Origin of the sequence: Terrimonas sp. (assembly GCF_003075435.1) — a bacterium.
Taxonomy (GTDB): Bacteria; Bacteroidota; Bacteroidia; order Chitinophagales; family Chitinophagaceae; genus Agriterribacter.
In genome coordinates, this window is the sequence record NZ_QCZJ01000014.1 from 71,829 (window position 1) to 88,252 (window position 16,424).

A 16,424-nucleotide genomic window follows, 5' to 3' on the forward strand; every position below is an offset into this window, starting at 1 on the left:
AACAATGAACGAAGCACTTTTAATAATACTTATACTGATAACAGGCGTAACTTTTTTCAACCTGACAAAAAAAATTGGCATTGCGGCGCCGGTTCCCGTTCCCATATCCTATCCGAACGGGCTTGCTAACTACCCGGAGAATCTTACAAAAGTTATCTACTCGGGAATAAGTGAAGAAGCAAATACAATGTATAGCAATCTCTGGTCTGTTACCGCTACTGCAGACGTAAGCGCCTCTCCTGTATCAAATAAAATAACGGTAATTTATCACCAGTACAAAAAAGCATGTCACATTCCGGTTTACAGCAACAGAAGTATTGACGAAGCGCAAACCAATATAGATACTATTCCCCCTGATGCGGATGTATGCGTGGCATCTACCATCAGCGATATGCAATACAGGCATGTTTTACTGGAGCAATACTAGTGCACGTTAAGTTTATCATGTCGCATATGGTCGTTAAAAGTGAAATGTAAGACTTGTCTGCCGGCAGCTGCAGGCGTGAGATACTCACGTTATCGTCTGACGTTTCACAATTAACTTAACACCGGTAGCATAAAAAATCATCAAAAAACAATAGCATTAAAGTTGCCCGTTCCGCATTACCGGGGAACCTGGAAAGTAAGCGGTTGCTTACGATAAGCCTTTACATTATGTCCATCCATATATGCAGGATTCCATTTAGGAGACTTTTTGATAATTCTAATTGCCTCTTCATCAAGAGAATACTCAACGGATTGCACCACTTCTACATTTGTTACGTTTCCTTTTGAATCAACTATAAATTCAACTACCACTGTTCCGGATTTACTGAGTTTATTTGCCCGCTCGGGGAATGTAATATTTTTCTGAATAAATTTTACCCAGGCTTTTTCTCCCCCGTCAAATGAAGCTTCTATTTCATCTTTAACCACGCGGTTATTCCATTCCCGTTCTTTCTCCTCGTTTGCCAGCCTGATTGCCGTAGTATCCATGCGTTCAAGCAACTTCCCTTTATCGTATTTTTCTTTACGAAATAAGGTAGAAGAATCCGTCATATAATACCACCAGTTATTTTTCTTTCCTTCGTATGTAGTTCCGGATGAATCTATTTTTCCATCCCCTCCAAAAAAGATGAACGATCCATGAGGTATTGTTCCATCTTTATCTTTATATGTTTCAATAGTCATCAATGGCCCGTCAAAATGATAGTATTTCCATTGATACGCGGTATCGCTTAACTTACGCAAACAGCCCAGGTATTTTGCCTGCTCAATTTTACAGGCTTTCCAGTTTTCATCAAAAACATAAAGGCTTACGTTGTTATCTTTTTGTGCGAACAAACAGACAGTTAAAAACAGGGCAGTTAAAGTAAACAGTGTTTTCATAATAATTTTAATTGAAGCGAAATAAAGGAATCAGATATGGAAATTTGAGAAAAGTGTTGAACATGTTATTTGTACAATATCAAAATGCCTCACTCTTTTATCTCTACCGAAGTTCTTAATATTCACCCGGCTGTAAACTGCTTTCCTTTAAAGTATATTTACGATCTATGCGATCAAGTAAAATATAAAGGGAATCATTATTTTCATCTGTACCAGATAAAATAATACGCTGACCATCAAGAGTGTCATATTTTAGTACCATTCTTTTTCTGACTTCATCATTCGCAGGCTCTGCATATTCCTTTATTCTTCTTGTAGTCACTGCTTTTGGATTTATTTTATATACTTCATTACCAATATTAGCCAGTGCTTCTTTGGGTATCCAGTTATACTGGTCATACGCTTCACTTTCTGTATCATCCTCTCCGCCATAAATTATTTTATTTTGCTTTTTTACATTCCACGTGGGTCCAACTGCACCTCCAACTCCGGCAGCACGGTTTCTTGCTATTGGCAAAGGAGTATATTTATCCTGTAAATACAGGGTTTTATTAATTTCATCTGCAAGATAATGAAATGCTCTTTGCCCCCCGGCTATTGCTGTAATTTCAAAAGTACGATCAATATCTCTTTGTGAATCGCCTCCGCCATTAGAAAGGTCGAGAGGCAATGGTTTATTAACTTTGAACGTAAGTGTTGGCCATTTCTCAAATGTAACATCCTGCCACCGCACACTATCCAGCGGCGAATAAGGAATTATTTTATCATTAAGCCTGAACTCCGTTACTGTATAATTACCCCTGAGCTCTTTTACTCCGGCTGCAGATGGCAATTTATAAGGGTCATATCTCCAATTAATATACTGGAGATAAAAAAACAAAGGGAGAAAAATAAGAATAGTAACAGTTTTTATACCAATACGCGCCCATCGCTGCCATACTTTGGAAAATGCCGGATAATAATTAACCGGCACCGTAAACTCTTCTTTTATGAACAGTTTATAAATTTTAGGAACATCTGCTATCAGCAGAAAAGCTGCAAGCAATACAAAGTATGAACTATATACGTGCACACCGCCACTATAAGCTACATTTACAATTACGATATCTCCGAGTGCGGCAAACAACAAAACAGAGCCCAGTGTTGTAGTTCGCCGGAATAACAATAATGTACCTGCACCCACTTCTACAACGCCTGCAAATATTTGATACCATGGTGCAATGCCGACTGATAACCAGTAAATTTTCTGAGCCGTTATATCACCAAAATCAGCATTTAGCATGCCGAGCGATGGAAAAGGCATCTGCACCGGAAATACTTTTGTAAATCCAAACCCTATTATTCCTATACCAGCCCGGTAACGTACCAATGTCCTCAGCCAATAATAAAGAGTATTGTATTCCTCACGGTCTTTCCTTAGCAGGCGTACAACAACAGTCCATAAGAATCCTGCATTGATTGCAGCAATAGCTGTAATGAGCCAGTTTGCATAACCACCCAATGATTTACCCAAAAAAGAATCTCCAAAAAAATTAATACCTGACCCAAACCTCGCTATATCATATAAGTCCCGATAATTAAGGCTGCTCCAATCTATATTGAGCACCAGTTTAAACCATTCAGGGTTATTGGGAATACAGATAGCAACAAGAAAAATGAGCCCGATGCGAAACAAAATTTTTTCATACTGCTTCCATGGACGTAAAGCTGTTGTTTTTATTTGCTCACTTCCTGTCTCTAATGCTCTTTCGTATTCATCAGCATCAATCCTGTTAGATATTTTCATTTTGTCTATCTTATTTCCAGATGACATGCTATTTGTTTTGAATTGAATTATTGGGTTACAGTTTCAGCTTCCTGCCACGTTTCTGCTTTTGAATAACTTTCAATAAATATTTTTTATCTACCCTTCTTAATGTGGCAAAAACAGAATCTTTATTCTGATCAATTCCTGCCAAAATAAATGTTGAATCATCGGGGTTTTCATACCTGAAAACAAGTGTTTCGTCTTTATAATTGGGATTGCGGTTTTGAAGCGTTAAAATATGGTTAACTGAATCAGCTTCATAACTGTAATAATGTCTCCCCGCTGAACCCTGTAGTTCATATATCCTGTTATTATTTTCTTTATAAATTCTATTAATATTGGTTGAATCAATTATTACCTCCCTGTTGGAAGCGATACTGATTGTATTCCAGTTCTCAAAAACAACATCCCTCCATCGTTTTGGATGTGTTTCAGAATAGGCAATGGTATCTTTGTTTAAAATAAATTCCTCCACATTATAGAAACCGCTGGACCCCGGCAAGCCTTTGGTAACAGGAATCTGGTAATTATCATAATAGTATCCATTGCGCGTTTTAAAGCCATATATAATAACAAAAAACAAAATAAAACCAGCTTTCAATGTCCACCTCCCATATTTCTGCCAACGCACATTAAATACTGGTTTGAAATAATTGGGGGCTGTAGGTTTTTGAAATATCAGGAGCTGTACTATTCGTTCCAGATCAAATAAGAGAATAAAAAAAGACATACTAAGCAAGAAAAGACAATACACATATTCTCCACCTTCGTAAGCAAGATTAGACATGAAAACATTTCCCGCAAAAATGATAATAAGAAACGCAGCAATAGAAGCTGTTTTACGATACAGTAATCCAAGCGCCAACATTATTTCTGTAAATCCGAGAAATGATTGATATGCTGGCACAATACCGAGCGTTAATGAAAATAATTTCCACAGATTAAAGTCGCCATAACTTGTATTTAGATTACTTATAGAAGGATAAGGAGCCAGCATTGGAAACAACTTAATAAATCCATATGCCAGTAAAGCAACAGCTAACCTGAATCGTAATAATACACGTAACCAGTAATATAAAATTTTAAAATCGCGATCTTTATTTTTATCTGTCAGCCACCATATTGTTGCAATAACAGTTGCTATCAATAATACAATTCCCCAATCGGCAAAACTTTCACCGCCAGCCACAAACTGAGGCATGTAATGAGCAAGATTAAAAATATCTCCATAATACAGGTGCAGCCAGTTAACCGAGAAGATATATCTGTAAAATTTCCAGTCTACTGGTATTATCTGAAGTATGAAATAAACAAAAACAATTCGAAACACAGCTTTTTGAAATCTGCTCCATATAAGTCTCTGGTTCTTGGGGTTTAGGGACATAACGTATTGATTAAACTGATACTGTTCAGGGTTACTAAAAGGTTTAAAATTTTTATCTTTCTGTTGCCACAACAAAATGGGATTACCATTGGTCTGTACCTAAGGTTTAAAGATAATATTTTGTCTGGAAAAGTAATACCAAACGCGTTGCCGGGTAAAAATCCGTCATTGTTCCTTGTATCGCACGCTTCAAAAAGTATTAACTATCAATATTATAAATCAACTATTTCACTGCTTTATCAACATTACATTTTCTATCTTTACCAATCCAAACCAGACACATCATCAAATTCTTAAATCATGAAACACTTGCCATTATTAAGACATTTTATTGTTGTTGCTGCGCTCATAACATTTTTCGGTTTTGATGCTCCGCTGAAAAGTATTTCTCCATTGAATGGTGCGTGGAGCATAACGGATAATAATAACACTACCTCCCTGTTGATAAGTGATGGTTATTGCATGATAACCACCTATGATAAAGATGGCAAAAAATTCATCAATACCTGGGGAGGGAGTTTTACCGTTGCCGGCAACCAGGTAAAGCTTAATGTTGAATTTAACAGCGATGATAAAACACAGGTAGGAAAAAGCCTGGCGTATACTTATTCTGTCCGGAATAATACCTTAATAACTGATGGAAACGGCGAACGGGCTGAATGGAACAGAGTGGATGATGGGAAAAGCCCACTTGCCGGCAACTGGCGTATTACACAGCGCAAACAAAACGACAAAATGGCTGATATGCCCTTAAGATCCAGAAGAACATTAAAACTACTTACAGGCACCCGTTTTCAATGGGCCGCCATAAATATAGAAACAGGAGAATTTTCAGGCACAGGTGGAGGAACCTATACTTTTACCAACGGCAAATACGCTGAACATATTGAATTTTTCTCCCGTGATAATTCAAGGGTGGGAGCATCATTAAGCTTTGATGGAAAAATTGAAGACGGGAATTGGATCCATTCAGGATTGAGTTCAACAGGACAACCCATTTATGAAATATGGTCGAGATTTAAATAGTTTGTGGTTTGTGGTTTATAGTTTATAGTTTATAGTTTATGGTTTATGGTTTGTGGTTTATGGTTTGTGCCTTGTTTACAATTTGAATTGTGGCGTAACCCAACCTCAAACCATAAACCACAAATTACAAACCTTATACCCCACTTCTCAATATCCCCAGTTCCAAACCTCTTAATTCTGCCAATCCGCGTAAGCGGCCGATGGCTGAATAACCCGGGTTATTTACCTTACCCATATCATCCAGCATCTGGTGACCATGATCTGGCCGGAACGGAATATGCAATGAAGATAACTGTTGTACATTCAGCAGTGCTTTCATTACCGCATACATATCCGTATCGCCATCCAGGTGGTCTGCTTCATAAAAATTGCCTTCTTTATCCCTTTTGGTATTACGCAAATGGGCAAAATGTATTCTCGTATTTACCTCGTTGATCATATCAGGTAAATCATTAGCCGGGTTTGCGCCTAATGAACCTGTACAAAAACAAATGCCATTTGACGGAGCGTTCGAAAATGAAATGATATCCATCAGGTCCTGCCTGTTGCAAACGATTCTTGGCAATCCCAGTATATCAAAAGGAGGATCATCTGGGTGTATTGCCAGCTTTAAACCAAGCTCCGCGGCAACAGGGGCTACTTCCTGCAGAAAATATGCAAGATTTGATTTAAGTGCCTTCCTGTCAATATCTTTATACTTCTCCAGCTCTTTTTTCATGCCCGCGGTTGTTCTTTTTTCTTCGCCGGGAATTCCGAATAAAACAGTATCTATCAGCGCGTCTTTCTGAGCAGGGGTAAGATCATTATTCTTTTGAGTTGCTTTAGCCACTACCGCTGCAGGATAATCATTTTCTGCATCTTTTCTGCCCAGCAGATAAATATCAAACAAGGCAAGATCACTCCAGTTAAAATACAATGCCTGCGATTCATCTGCCATCGGGTAATAGATATCCGTACGCGTCCAGTCGTTAACAGGCATAAAATTATATGTGATGATCTTTACGCCACAGGCTGCAAGATTAGCAAGCGATTGTTTATATTTTTCAATATATAGTTTATAGTTGCCGGTTCTTTGCTTAATATCTTCATGTACCGTCAGGCTTTCAACCACACTCCATTCAAAACCGCCTTTTTTTAATTCATCAATCCGTTTATTGATTTCTTCTTTCGTCCATAATTCACCATGAGGAATATGGTGCAATGCCGTTACAATACCCTGTGCGCCTGCCTGTTTAATGTCCCTGAGCGATACGGGGTCGTTTGGTCCGAACCAGCGCCAGGTTTGCAATAGATTTTTTGAGTACATGCTGAAAAATTGAGTTTGCAAAGTAGGGTAAAAAAGTCAAAAGCGAAATATTGAATATTGCTTTTTGACTACCGTTGTTTTGGGCGGGGCAGATGTGTATATTACAATAGAAATGAAGAATATATACCTGCTACCCGTAAATCTCACAAATAATAACCAAAATTGTATAATGCTTCCTTCCCCATTCTTTGCCAATTTTGCATTATTAAAAATAATAACAATGAATAACGATACTACAAACCTTCAGTTCAAAACAAATATTAATTGCAGCGGTTGCATAGCTTCGGTAAAGCCATTTTTGGACAAAGCTGAAGGCATCACCCAATGGGATGTAAACACTACAGATAAGAATAAAACCCTTACTGTTAAATCAGAAGGCATAACAGTGCAGCAGGTAATAGACACAGTACAAAAAGCAGGCTTCAAAATTGAATCTATTAATCAATAAAATTACTTTTATGAAAAGGCTTCTTTTAGCAGCATGTGTGCTGCTTTTTGGACAAACCGTATTTGCACAGGATGCAGACGATCTCCTGACCAGTTACTTTTCCATAAAAAATGCATTGATAACGGCTGATAGTAAAGCTTCTTCCAAAGCCATAGAGGATTTTATTGAAGCAATAAAAGCCGGTAAAGATTTTACACAAAAAAATGATTTACTGAAAACTGCGGATGCAATGGGCAGATCAACTGATATCGAAAAGCAAAGAGTAGCATTCGAAAAGGTTTCAATTACTATGTGGGAGATAGTAAAACAATCAGTTCCGTTAAATCAGGATGTATATTATCAATATTGCCCTATGAAAAAAGCTTATTGGCTGAGTAATGAATCTGCTATCAAAAACCCATACTACGGATCAAAAATGCTTACATGTGGCAGTGTGAAAGATAAAAAATTAAATGGAAAGGAGTAAGGTTATGGGAACCTGATCGATCCACTATGTTCAAGCCTCAAAATAAAAAGCAGGCAAATTATTGGTAAGGTATTGAAGCATATACAAAATGATTTAAAATATTCATAGTATGCGGCGTCTTCCTATGGCATTATTACTCTCGTTTGCCATTATGCACGGTTTTTCGCAAAAGCTTATTCATTACGATTTAACTATAAAAGATACAGTCGTAAACTATACAGGAAAAGTGCGCAAAGCAATTGCAGTAAACGGGCAACTGCCGATGCCTGTTTTATATTTTACGGAAGGTGATACTGCCGAAATATTTGTACATAATCTTATGCACCATGAAACTTCACTCCACTGGCATGGCCTGCTTGTGCCTAATGAGCAGGATGGGGTTCCTTATCTTACAACTGCAGCTATAAAACCACACAGCACGCATAAATATAAATTTGTGCTCCGGCAATCAGGCACATATTGGTATCATTCTCATACCATGTTACAGGAACAGGTGGGTATGTACGGCGCTATTGTAATTTACAAGCGCACTGAAAAGCCAAAGCATGAAGAAGTATTATTGCTGAGTGATTGGTCTGACGAAAACCCACACCAGATTGAGCGTTCGCTCCATTATGCTACAGATTGGTATATGATCAGGAAAAACGCTGTACAGAGCTATGTTGAAGCCATTAAAGAAAAACACCTGCAAACAAAACTGGGCAATGAGTTTAAGCGTATGCATGCAATGGATGTAAGTGATGTATATTATGAAGCTTTTACAGTCAACGGGAAAAAAGCAGAAGCCCGTTTAATATACAAAGCCGGAGACAAAATCAGGCTGAGGATTATCAATGGAAGCTCAAGCACTTATTTCTGGCTTAATTATGCAGGCGGAAAAATAACCGTAGTAGCTTCAGATGGGATAGATGTGCAACCGGTAGAAGTGGACCGGCTTATTGTGGCTGTTTCTGAAACCTATGATGTGGAGATTACTATACCGGAAGCTGATAAGTCGTACGAGTTTACCGCTACATCAGAAGACCGTATCGGGCAAGCTTCCTTTTGGATAGGAGGAGGAGAAAAAATATATCAGCACAAAATGCCCCCGCTAAACTATTTTGAAGGGATGAAGATGATGAATGACATGATGACCCCGGGTGGAAATATGAATGATATGGGTATGAACATGAGCCTGCAACAGATGGATATGAACTTGGTAATGTACAGGGAGAAGTATGATACACTCACCACACTTAATTACGGAATGCTGAAATCTACCGTAAAAACAACTTTGCCTGATAAGCCATTCCGTGAACTGCGTTTTGAACTAACGGGTAATATGAACCGCTATGTGTGGACAATGAATAATAAAACTGTTTCTGAAAGTGATAAGGTACTTATAAAAGCAGGCGAAAACATACGTATCATTCTCACCAATAATTCAATGATGCGCCACCCCATGCATTTGCACGGACATTTTTTCCGGGTAATGAATGAGCATGGAGCATATGCTCCATTGAAAAATGTGCTGGACATTATGCCAATGGAAACCGACACACTGGAATTCAATGCCTCGGAGAAGTATGGCGACTGGTATTTCCATTGCCATATTTTGTATCACATGATGGCAGGTATGGGCAGGATATTTAGTTATGAAAACGCTCCTCCTAACCCGCAGATACCCGATGCCAGGGCGGCTTTGAAAAAAGTTTATGCTGATGACAGAAGGTTTTTCATGGGTGCTGAGATTGGACTGGAAAGCAATGGCAGTGACGGAGAGGTAACGCTGATGAATACACGCTGGAAACTAAGTACAGAATGGCGTTTAGGCTTAAACAACAGGAAAGGTTATGAAACCGAAAGTCATTTCGGAAGATATATTGACCGCAACCAGTTCTTGTTTGGATATATAGGTTGGGACTGGCGATACCGCAGTGAAGAACATGGTAAGAATATCTTTGGCGCGTCAAATACAAAAAACACCAGGCATGTAGCTCATATCGGCTTGCAATACACATTGCCATTTTGGGTTGTTACAGATGTGTCTTTAGACCATACAGGCTATTTCCGCGTGCAATTTAAAAGGGAAGATATTGCCATCACCAGGAGGCTGCGGTTATGGGGTATGTGGAATACAGATAAAGAATATGCTGTCGGTACAAGATATATTATCACCAAATACCTTTCAGCTTCCGCGCATTATGATAGTGATATGGGGATAGGCGCAGGTGTAGCAATAACTTATTAAAGTGCGAAAAAATAGTAAACAGGGCACAATAGTGCTATACTATATAAGGTACAGGTTATAGGCTGTATATCCTATTCCTTAAACCTTATCTTATCTCCCCTACCCTTTTTCTAAATCAATTCCTTCAGCTTTTCCACCACCACATCCACTTCCTCTTTGGTATTATATTTTGAAAAAGAAAACCGAACCGCTATTTTGTTGGGATTGTTATTGATCGCTCTTATTACATGAGAGCCCTGGTCGGCTCCGCTGGTGCAGGCACTTCCGCCTGATGCGCAGATGTTATTGATGTCAAGGTTAAATAACAGCATTTCCGACTTTTCCGTTTTTGGAAAAGAAACATTCAGTACAGTATATAAACTTTTGCCAAACACATCTCCATTAAAAGAAACATCTTTTATATTTTGCTTTAGTTTATCAGCCATGTACAACTTTAATGACTTTATTGCCGCACTATCGTTCTGATAATTAGCTGTAGCCAGTTCAAGTGCTTTGGCAAAACCCACAATACCATATAAATTCTCGGTACCTGCTCTCATGTTCCTTTCCTGCGATCCACCATGTATATAGGGATGTATCCTTACGTTTTCGTTTATATACAGGAGCCCTACTCCTTTGGGTCCATGAAACTTATGCGCTCCGCCTGTTATAAAATGTACAGGAGTATTGCGCAGATCAAACGGGTAATGTCCTACAGTCTGCACTGTATCAGAATGAAATATTGCACCGTATAATTTGCATAAATTTCCCACCGCATGTAAATCAAGCACATTCCCAATCTCATTATTGCCGTGCATCAAAGTCACCAATGTTTTGGCTTCGCTGCCGGCAAGCAACTGCTCAAGATTATCTATATCAATATGACCATCAGGTAATAGCTTTACAAAAACAAGTTCAGCTTCTCCCCTGTTGCGCAAATATTCTACGGTGTGTAATACCGCATGATGCTCCACGGCAGAAGTAATGATCCTTGTGCAACCTAAATCTCTTACAGAAGCAGTGATAGCTGTATTAGAACTTTCGGTTCCCCCACTGGTAAAAAATATTTCTGCAGGATGAGCATTTAAAATTTTAGCCACAGATTTCCTTGCATTTTCAATAGCAAGCCTGCTCTCCCTGCCATAGGAATATATCGAGGATGGGTTACCAAATTTTTCCCTCATATAAGGCAACATTGCTTCAAGCACATCATTACTTAAAGCGGTAGTAGCCGCATTATCAAAGTAGATTCTCTTTTCCACAGCAAAATATTATATACCAAAAAACTACGAAAGGCTATTTCAGCTCTTTAATATCACGCATAAGCCTCAACGCTATATTATTAGCAGTTGACTCAAAATTACTTTCGGCGTAGATGCGTATAATAGGTTCAGTATTACTGGTGCGCAGGTGAACCCAGTCATTATCAAATTCAATTTTTAATCCGTCTTCTGTATTTACCGGGTGGCTTTTATATTTTGTTTTTATCTTCTCAAAAACATCTTTTACGTCAACGTCCTGCTCCAGTTCAATTTTGTTTTTACTGATAAAATAATCAGGATACGTACCCCTTAACTGCTTTATGCTTTTTTGTGCATTGGCAAGATGTGTAAGGAACAATGCTATACCCACCAATGCATCGCGGCCATAATGAAGCTCAGGCAATATTATTCCGCCATTACCTTCACCGCCTATAACGGCATTTACTTCTTTCATACGTGTTACCACGTTTACTTCGCCAACTGCACTGGGATAATATTCTCCTCCATGTTTTAAAGTAACATCTTTGAGTGCACGGGTAGAAGACATATTGCTTACCGTGTTACCCGGTTTCTTGCTCAATACATAATCAGCAACCGCTACCAGTGTGTATTCCTCTCCAAACATGCTGCCATCTTCACAAACAAAACAAAGCCTGTCAACATCAGGGTCTACTGCTATTCCAAGATCAGCACCTAATTTCTTAACAGTAGCGCTTAATTCAACAAGATTTTCAGGAAGCGGCTCCGGGTTATGCGCAAACCTGCCATGCACTTCACTATTAATCACGGTAATATCTTTGGCGTTTACGCCCAAAGCCTCTAAAAGTGCAGGCACAAATACAGCCCCGGTGCTATTAATAGCATCTACTACTATTTTGAACTTCCGTTTTTCAATAACTTCAGTATCTACCAAAGGCAATGCAAGTATCGCATCAATATGCTTTGCCATAAAAGAATCATCTTCTTTTACAGTACCCAGCTTATCAACAGCAACGAAATCGAAATTTTCAGCAGCAGCGATCTCCAACACCTCACGTCCATCATCACCCGAAATAAATTCGCCTTTTGCATTCAATAATTTGAGTGCATTCCACTCTTTTGGATTATGGCTTGCCGTCAGAATGATACCTCCTCCGGCATTTTCCATTGTAACAGCCATCTCAACGGTAGGAGTAGTGCTTAATCCCAAATCAACAACTTCTATACCTAATGCACTGAGTGTGCTTACAACTATATCGCGGATTATAGGCCCGCTTATTCTGCCGTCTCTTCCAATTACTACCTTACGGTTACCGGTTTTGTTAATAAGCCATGTACCATACGCTGCAGTAAATTTTACAACATCCAAAGGAGATAAGGTTAACCCAGGTTTACCGCCTATAGTACCGCGTATGCCGGAAATACTCTTGATCAATGCCACGTTTCAAATAAATTTTGAGGTGCGAAATTAGCTTAAAATTTTAAAAGAAGGCCCAGTGATCACATTGTGGCACAAGATTTAAGCCAAGAAGCCAGAAAGTATTACATTTGCCAAACAATTTTTTTCTTTCATGCCGGATTATCACCGATCCAATAACCACGCAATTATTAGTTGTACCTGCCCGGCTTTGCATGGATTTTTCACAACTGCATGCACTTTGATATATAATTACAATCTGCATGGATAAGCTTATTCATTACGACATAGCGCTTTTTTCTAAGATAAACGGAGAATGGCATAACCAGTTTTTTGATTGGTTTTTTCCATTGATGCGCAACCAGTACACATGGGCGCCATTGTATCTTTTTGCAGTGATATTTATGTTGCAAAATTATAAGTGGAAAGGATTCGGCTGGATTTGCTTCTTCCTGATCACCTTTGCTATAACCGATATGTGCAGCAGTGCTGTTATAAAACCGCTTGCAGGCAGAATACGCCCCTGCGCTGACCCCTTCCTTGCAGATGCTGTTCGCTCACTCGTTGGTTGCGGCGGCAGGTGGAGCTTTCCTTCTTCCCATGCATCCAACCATTTTGGACTGGCAATGTTTTCTTTTAAAACTCTATTGTTTATTCCTTTAAAATGGAGATGGCTTTTGTTTTTGTGGGCTGTTGTTATTTGCTATGCACAGGTTTATGTTGGTGTTCATTACCCTATTGATATTATCTGTGGTACGTTGCTTGGCTGTACTGTTGGTTATTTAACCGGCGCAATTTTTAATAAAAGAGTGGGTTTTGGTTCTTTAGCTTAACTTCATAACACTATGGTTGAAATTCTGATAATACTGGGATTAATATTACTGAATGGCATTTTTTCCATGGCTGAGATCGCTTTGGTTTCTGCACGCAAAGCGAGGCTGGAATCGCAGGCGTCTAAAGGAGATAAAAGCGCTAAAGATGCACTTGAACTGGCTGAGCGGCCAGATACATTTCTTTCAACAGTGCAGATAGGCATTACGCTTATAGGCATATTAACGGGTATTTATTCAGGTGAAGCGCTAAAAACCGAATTAATTGACTTTCTGAACCGGTATGATTTTATACGTCCGTATTCAAGTGTTGCGGCAACCACTATCATTGTTGTTGTAATTACGTATTTCACTTTGGTTTTGGGCGAACTGGTGCCAAAGCGAATAGGGTTATCACGTCCTGAAGCCATTGCCAAGCTTGTGGCAAAGCCGATGAGCTTTCTCAGCAAGATTACATATCCCTTTGTGTGGTTGCTCAGCAAATCCACATATCTTACTGTAAAGCTATTTAACATCAAGCCAAAGGATAACCAGGTTACGGAGGAAGAAATAAAAGCCATTATAAGTGAGGGAACTGAGCAGGGAACCATTGAAGAAGCGGAACAGGAAATTATAGAACGTGTTTTTCATCTCGGCGACAGAAATATCACCTCGCTTATGACACACCGTAATGATATTGTGTGGTTTGATCTTGAAAAAAATGAGGAAAAAATTAAAGAGAAAATTATTGTTGAACCACATTCCGTTTACCCGGTTTGCGATGGAAATATTGATAACATAAAAGGAGTCGTATCAATTAAAGACCTGTACATCCATGAAAACACAGCTATACTTAAAGAAATAATGCAGCCTACATTATTTGTTCCGGAAAACAACACAGCGTACCAGGTACTGGAAAGATTTAAGGAAACAAAAATACATTGCTGTTTTGTGGTGGATGAATATGGAAGCCTTTTAGGCATGATCACGCTGAATGATATTCTTGAGGCGATAGTTGGCGAAATTCCACAGGTGGATGATACTGAAGATTACGAAATAAGAAAAAGAGAAGATGGCAGCTATTTTGTTGACGGACAACTCCCGTTTTATGATTTTTTAAGCACTTTCAGAAAAACGGAATGGATGAATGAAGGTGAACAGGAATTTGACACCCTCGCAGGTTTTATCTTACATCAATTAGAACGCATACCCCGCACCGGTGATACATTAGAATGGCGCGGTTTTACTTTCGAAATTGCCGACATGGACGGGCACCGCATTGATAAAGTGCTGGTAACCATTTCAGACGATATAAGAAAAGAAATGGAAGAATAATTTTCACATTTGATATTGCTTAGCGGCATCAGATTTGATTTAAAGTGGCACAGAACCTTTAAACTAAAATCTGATACTTTATGAAGCGAACAATTGTAAAATTGTTTTATGCAATTTTATTGTCAACCCTTGTATTCTCCTGTAAAAAAGAAAATACTGATTTGTCAAAAGAGGTCATCCCCCAGGAAACAAACTCCGGAACAAAGCCAGATGTTGATATAGTAGAAACAGCACCTCCTGTACAGGTAGCAATAAGCGAAAAAATAACAGATAACTGTCTTGGATTTTACAGGGCATTACCGGCAAGATATGATTCAACCTCAAAAAAATATCCATTGCTTATTTTTCTGCATGGATCAGGAGAGATGGGAAATGGGACGACGGATCTTCCGCTCGTACTCAGAAATGCTGTGCCGAAGTTGATCAACAACAAGAAATTTCCGCCCAACTTTAATGTGGGAGGAAAGAATTATTCGTTTATTGTTTTTTCGCCACAAACAAAAAGCTGGACTACGGTAGCCGATGTATATGCAATGATACGATACGCTATAAAGAAATACAGGATTGATACTACAAGAATTTATGTTTCAGGGTTAAGTTTGGGCGGAGGTTTAACCTGGGCTACGGGAGCTGCATATCCTAAAATGCTTGCGGCTATAGCTCCGATATGCGGTTCTATTACTGCAACCGAATCCAATACCAAGCCAATTGCATCGGCTAATCTGCCCGTATGGGCCTTCCATAATGAGGATGATGACAGAGCTTCGGTTAATTATACCAAAGAATATGTTGCAAAAATAAACGCTTACAATCCATCACCTAAAGCTAAAATGACTATTTGGCCCACCGGAAAACATGATTCGTGGACAAAAGCAACAGACCCGGCATATAAAGAAAACAATATGAATATGTATGAGTGGATGCTGCAATATCACCGTTAGTTAAATAAGCTTATTCACTTTCAGATGTAGCCCGGGCAGATCCGCCCGGGTTTTTATTTTGCGGCAGTTATTTCTATTCCACGTATATCCTGCAGTTTAAACAGCACTTCATCAAGCCGGTTTTTGGGAATACCGATCTGCATATCACAAAACAACTGAACATCCTGTTTTAAGACACTGCAGTTATAGTATTTGCATATTTTCATTACATCATTCATAATGGTATAATCAAAATGAAGATGGTATTTTTTTTCGACCTGCTTTTGTATAACAGGCACTGTTTGCAGCACCAGCGCAGCTGCAGAACGATATGCATTGATAAGCCCCGGAACACCAAGCAGGGTGCCGCCAAAATACCGCACCACTACAATCAGCACATCCGTTAACAGACGGTTCTCAATAACTCCGAAAATAGGCTTACCGGCTGTTCCTGATGGCTCTCCGTCATCACTTACCCTGTACATATTTCCATCAAGCCCTATGCGATAAGCAAAGCAATAGTGAGATGCTTTAGGATATTCCTTTTTTATTGACTCAAGATTTGGTTTAAACTCATCTACGGAAGTAAAAGGAAGCACAACAGCAATAAAGCGGCTGCCTTTGTCCTTATATTCAGCTACACTCCTTTGTTCAACGGTATAATAAAAATCAGCATGCTTCATTTCGG

General features: G+C 39.0%; 15 protein-coding genes. 8 read left to right on the forward strand and 7 right to left on the reverse strand.

Going from position 1 to position 16,424, the window contains the following annotated elements:
• Window positions 1-4: 4 nt before the first annotated feature.
• Window positions 5-427: a hypothetical protein gene (locus DC498_RS15585; RefSeq protein ID WP_116875106.1), complete on the forward strand. Its 423-nt coding sequence runs from the start codon at window positions 5-7 to the stop codon at window positions 425-427.
• A 176-nt stretch (window positions 428-603) separates the two neighbouring features.
• On the opposite strand, the gene DC498_RS15590 is transcribed toward DC498_RS15585, so the two are convergent.
• From DC498_RS15590 to DC498_RS15600, 3 genes are all read right to left on the reverse strand, one after another.
• Window positions 604-1,368: an energy transducer TonB gene (locus tag DC498_RS15590; protein WP_116875107.1), complete on the reverse strand. Its 765-nt coding sequence runs from the start codon at window positions 1,366-1,368 to the stop codon at window positions 604-606.
• A gap of 115 nt (window positions 1,369-1,483) precedes the next feature.
• On the reverse strand, window positions 1,484-3,181 hold the full coding sequence (locus DC498_RS15595) for a hypothetical protein (RefSeq protein ID WP_206197639.1): 1,698 nt from the start codon (window positions 3,179-3,181) through the stop codon (window positions 1,484-1,486).
• Window positions 3,182-3,209: 28 nt separating this feature from the next.
• Window positions 3,210-4,559, reverse strand: a complete 1,350-nt coding sequence (locus tag DC498_RS15600) for a DoxX family protein (RefSeq protein ID WP_116875170.1) — start codon at window positions 4,557-4,559, stop codon at window positions 3,210-3,212.
• 300 nt (window positions 4,560-4,859) lie between these two features.
• On the opposite strand from DC498_RS15600, the gene DC498_RS15605 reads away from it, so the two are divergent.
• Window positions 4,860-5,585 (forward strand): membrane or secreted protein, encoded by a 726-nt coding sequence (locus DC498_RS15605; protein ID WP_116875108.1) that lies wholly within the window; start codon window positions 4,860-4,862, stop codon window positions 5,583-5,585.
• A gap of 133 nt (window positions 5,586-5,718) precedes the next feature.
• Here the strand turns inward: DC498_RS15605 and uxuA are convergent, their stop codons facing one another.
• A complete protein-coding gene (uxuA, locus tag DC498_RS15610) occupies window positions 5,719-6,891 on the reverse strand; it encodes a mannonate dehydratase (RefSeq protein ID WP_116875109.1) in 1,173 nt (390 codons plus the stop codon).
• 220 nt (window positions 6,892-7,111) lie between these two features.
• Here uxuA and DC498_RS15615 point away from each other — a divergent pair, with 220 nt between their 5' ends.
• The 3 genes from DC498_RS15615 to DC498_RS15625 all read left to right on the forward strand — a co-directional run bounded on the left by DC498_RS15615 (window position 7,112) and on the right by DC498_RS15625 (window position 10,035).
• Window positions 7,112-7,339 (forward strand): heavy-metal-associated domain-containing protein, encoded by a 228-nt coding sequence (locus tag DC498_RS15615; protein WP_116875171.1) that lies wholly within the window; start codon window positions 7,112-7,114, stop codon window positions 7,337-7,339.
• Between the two features lie 10 nt (window positions 7,340-7,349).
• Window positions 7,350-7,805: a DUF3347 domain-containing protein gene (locus DC498_RS15620; protein WP_133176868.1), complete on the forward strand. Its 456-nt coding sequence runs from the start codon at window positions 7,350-7,352 to the stop codon at window positions 7,803-7,805.
• Between the two features lie 109 nt (window positions 7,806-7,914).
• Complete coding sequence (locus tag DC498_RS15625; protein WP_116875111.1) at window positions 7,915-10,035, forward strand: multicopper oxidase domain-containing protein; 2,121 nt, start codon at window positions 7,915-7,917, stop codon at window positions 10,033-10,035.
• Between the two features lie 110 nt (window positions 10,036-10,145).
• Here DC498_RS15625 and DC498_RS15630 read toward each other — a convergent pair whose 3' ends face one another.
• Window positions 10,146-11,276, reverse strand: coding sequence for a cysteine desulfurase family protein (locus tag DC498_RS15630; RefSeq protein ID WP_116875112.1), 1,131 nt, complete (start codon window positions 11,274-11,276; stop codon window positions 10,146-10,148).
• A gap of 34 nt (window positions 11,277-11,310) precedes the next feature.
• On the reverse strand, window positions 11,311-12,696 hold the full coding sequence (glmM, locus tag DC498_RS15635) for a phosphoglucosamine mutase (protein WP_116875113.1): 1,386 nt from the start codon (window positions 12,694-12,696) through the stop codon (window positions 11,311-11,313).
• Between the two features lie 239 nt (window positions 12,697-12,935).
• On the opposite strand from glmM, the gene DC498_RS15645 reads away from it, so the two are divergent.
• From DC498_RS15645 to DC498_RS15655, 3 genes are all read left to right on the forward strand, one after another.
• On the forward strand, window positions 12,936-13,505 hold the full coding sequence (locus DC498_RS15645) for a phosphatase PAP2 family protein (protein ID WP_116875115.1): 570 nt from the start codon (window positions 12,936-12,938) through the stop codon (window positions 13,503-13,505).
• Window positions 13,506-13,517: 12 nt separating this feature from the next.
• Window positions 13,518-14,816, forward strand: a complete 1,299-nt coding sequence (locus DC498_RS15650) for a hemolysin family protein (protein ID WP_116875116.1) — start codon at window positions 13,518-13,520, stop codon at window positions 14,814-14,816.
• Between the two features lie 80 nt (window positions 14,817-14,896).
• On the forward strand, window positions 14,897-15,757 hold the full coding sequence (locus DC498_RS15655; protein WP_116875117.1) for a PHB depolymerase family esterase: 861 nt from the start codon (window positions 14,897-14,899) through the stop codon (window positions 15,755-15,757).
• Between the two features lie 53 nt (window positions 15,758-15,810).
• On the opposite strand, the gene DC498_RS15660 is transcribed toward DC498_RS15655, so the two are convergent.
• Window positions 15,811-16,419 (reverse strand): IMPACT family protein, encoded by a 609-nt coding sequence (locus DC498_RS15660; protein ID WP_116875172.1) that lies wholly within the window; start codon window positions 16,417-16,419, stop codon window positions 15,811-15,813.
• Window positions 16,420-16,424 lie beyond the last annotated feature (5 nt).